This window comes from Streptomyces lushanensis (assembly GCF_001700515.1).
Classification (GTDB): Bacteria; Actinomycetota; Actinomycetes; order Streptomycetales; family Streptomycetaceae; genus Streptomyces; species Streptomyces lushanensis.
In genome coordinates, this window is sequence record NZ_MAUD01000569.1 from 1 (window position 1) to 2,860 (window position 2,860).

Sequence of the window (2,860 nt, forward strand, 5' to 3'; positions counted from 1 at the left end):
TCCGGAACCGCCAGGGCCGCCCGAGGAGGCCGGCGCCCCGGCCCGCTGGCGGCCCTGGCGGTTCCGGATGTCGAACGACGTCTGGGGCACCCCGGTCGTCGACGGTGAGCTGATCTACGTCACCTCCTTCGAGGTGCACGCGCTGGACGTGGGCACCGGGCGCCGCCAGTTCAAGACCAGGGACGTGGCCTGGGCGATGGCCGTCGCCGGGGGCCGTATCCACGCCTCCGACGGGCCGACGCTGTACGCGCTCGACGGCAAGGACGGCAGCGAGCGCTGGCGGCTGCGGACCGACGCCTGGGTGTACTCCCTCAAGGTCGACCGCGGCACGGTCGTCACCGGGACCCGCGGCGGCGGTGTCCAGACGTGGGAGGCGTCCACCGGCGAGAAGCTGTGGGAGACCACCGGGGCCCAGACGGACTTCGAGACGCCCGAGGCCGGGCCCGCGATCTTCGACGGCACGGTGTACGTGTGGAAGGAGGCCAGGCTGCTGGCGCTGGACGCGCGCTCGGGCGCCGAGCTCTGGTCGTACCCCATCGGTGACGCCGCCTCCTGCGGAGGTGTGCCCGTGCGGGTCAGGCCCGCCTCCGACGGCCATCTGTACGTCTCCGCCGGAACGCGCGTGCTGTCGGTCGAGATCGGGACCGGCCGGGTGCGCTGGCACTTCGAGGCGCCCGCGGTCTTCCTCTCGCCGCCCGCCTTCGCGCCCGGTCCCGCGGTCACGGGCGGCGGTGTCTATCTCGCGGACTATCTCGGCACGGTGTACGCGCTGGACGCCGCCACCGGCAAGGACCGCTGGCGTATCGCGACGGAGTCCCGCCAGTCGATCGAACCGGTGCTCGTCGCCGACGGCAATGTGCACGTCGGCAGCGGCAGCGCGCTGTACACACTGGACGCGGTGACGGGCACGCCCAAGTGGCGCTTCGCGGCGGGCGGCGAGGTCATCGGCGCTCCGGTCGTCGCGGACGGCAGGCTGCACTTCGGCTCGGCCGACCATGTGCTCTACACACTGGACGCGAGCGGCGGGCAGCTCCGCTGGAAGCTGGCGACGGGCGGCGAGATCACGGGCTCGCCGGTGGCGCGGCGGGGCGTGGTGTACGCGTGCAGCAAGGACCGGTGCGTGTACGCGCTGGACGCGGTGAAGGGGACGGCGACGGGGCGCGGGGCCCCGTAGGGGCAAGGCGCGTGCGGTTGCCGAAGGACGGCAGGCGGCCTCGGACGGCCGGCGGCCGGCTCAGTGGCGCGGGGGATCGCCGTCCCGGGGCTCGGCGCGGCCGTCGTTGACGGGCAGGGACTGGGTGTCGCCGTCCTGGGACTCCTGGTAGGGGTACTGCTGGTTCGGTGGGTACTGCTGGTTCTGCGGGCCGGGCCGGTTCTGCTGGGGCTGGTCGTACTGCGGAGGCCCGTATTTGTGGGGCCCTTCCCACGGATGCCCGTACACCGGTGGCTGGTAGGGCCGGGAGTGCGTGCCGTACGGGGGCTGTGCCTCGCCGTACGGCTGGTGCGGCGCCTGGTCCTGACCGTACGGATGGGCTCCGTAGGATCCCCGGTCCTCCGGCCCCCAGTCCTCGGATCCCCGGTCCTCGTCCCGCGGCGCGTACCGCTGCGGCTCGGGTTCCTGGTACGGGGCGTACGCGGCCTCCGGCGCCGGGAAGGGCGCACGGCGACCGCTCATCACCAGCGCGGCCAGAAGCAGCACCACTCCGCCGCCGAGCGCGTACGCGACGCCGAGGCCCAGCCCGGAACCGCCGCCGCTGACGCTGAGCCCGTCCGACACCTGGGCCTGGCGCACCAGCCACAGGACCGTGAAGCCCAGGGCGATCAGCCCGGCCAGCGCCACCAGCAGCCGCGACCGCAGTACCAGCCCGATCAGCGTGACGAGCGCGGCGAAGGCGAGGGGCAGCAGCAGCGAGACCGCGACCGCGGAACTGGTGGCGGTGACGCCGTTGAACAGGTCGGCGACGCGGTAGTCCTGTCCTCGACGGCCGTCGAACCAGATCAGGAAGGGGCTCAGTACGGCCGCCGCCGCGGCGGCGAGAGCGAGGATCGACCCGATGATGTTGCGGACCATCGCCGGCCTCCTGACCACGGGTGTACGGATCCCGCTCCCGGTGCACGACGCTACGCCGGGTACCGGAGGCGCGCCATGCGACGGACCGGGCGCGCGGGCGCGGGCACGTACGGGCAGGTGCGGGCGCGCTGTTAAGGTGTCGCGCGCGATTGACAGGTCCATGAGCGACAACGGGGGAAGGCTCGGTTTTGCTGCGTCGACGGATGAGATTCGCGGCCGTACTGGTCGTGGTGACGCTGGCCCTGACGGGATTCTCGTCGGGCAAGGGGTCGGGCAAGGGAAAGAGCAAGGGGTCGGGCGGCGGAGGGGGCGGCTGCTCCAGCCCGAAGAAGTCGAACGGCGGCTACGCGGGCGCGGGCGTGGGCTCCGACCACGACTCCGACGACGACTACGCCTACGGCTCGTCCGGCGGCTCGACGGCCAGTCCGTACGCCACGTCCACCACGTCCGGCACCGTCCAGGCCCGTATCGTCACCTGCGTCCGCAGGGCGAGCGGCAAGCGCAAGGCCGTCACCTACGCGACCGTGCGCGTGGAGACGCCCTCGGGCACGGCCGGCCTCTACGAGATAGACGTCGACTTCAAGGACGCCTCGGGCACGGTCGTCGACTCCGCCGACACGGAAGTGACCCTGGAGAGCGGCGACTCGACAACGCTCCGCGTCCCGATGGACTCCCCGAACCAGGTGACCCGCGTACGCACCTGTGAGGCAAGGGCCACGGCCCAGAACTGACCGCCGGCCGGACACGGACAGAGGGGCCGGGCGAATCCGCCCGGCCCCTCTGTCCGTG

3 protein-coding genes are annotated in these 2,860 nt (G+C 72.9%); 2 read left to right on the plus strand and 1 reads right to left on the minus strand.

All coding sequences use genetic code 11. From position 1 onward, the window contains the following. Positions 1 to 1,174, plus strand: a 1,174-nt coding sequence (locus BFF77_RS31325; RefSeq protein WP_169922752.1) for an outer membrane protein assembly factor BamB family protein, incomplete at its 5' end; no start/stop codon positions are given. A gap of 60 nt (positions 1,175 to 1,234) precedes the next feature. On the opposite strand, the gene BFF77_RS36410 is transcribed toward BFF77_RS31325, so the two are convergent. Next, positions 1,235 to 2,071, minus strand: coding sequence for a hypothetical protein (locus tag BFF77_RS36410; protein ID WP_211280368.1), 837 nt, complete (start codon positions 2,069 to 2,071; stop codon positions 1,235 to 1,237). A 203-nt stretch (positions 2,072 to 2,274) separates the two neighbouring features. Here BFF77_RS36410 and BFF77_RS31335 point away from each other — a divergent pair, with 203 nt between their 5' ends. Beyond that, on the plus strand, positions 2,275 to 2,802 hold the full coding sequence (locus BFF77_RS31335) for a hypothetical protein (RefSeq protein WP_245703946.1): 528 nt from the start codon (positions 2,275 to 2,277) through the stop codon (positions 2,800 to 2,802). Positions 2,803 to 2,860: the final 58 nt, after the last annotated feature.

Coding starts and splice junctions, on each gene's coding strand:
- BFF77_RS36410 (WP_211280368.1), bottom strand. CDS start 2,071: ATGGTCCGCAACATCATCGGGTCGATCCTCGCTCTCGCCGCCGCGGCG.
- BFF77_RS31335 (WP_245703946.1), top strand. CDS start 2,275: ATGAGATTCGCGGCCGTACTGGTCGTGGTGACGCTGGCCCTGACGGGA.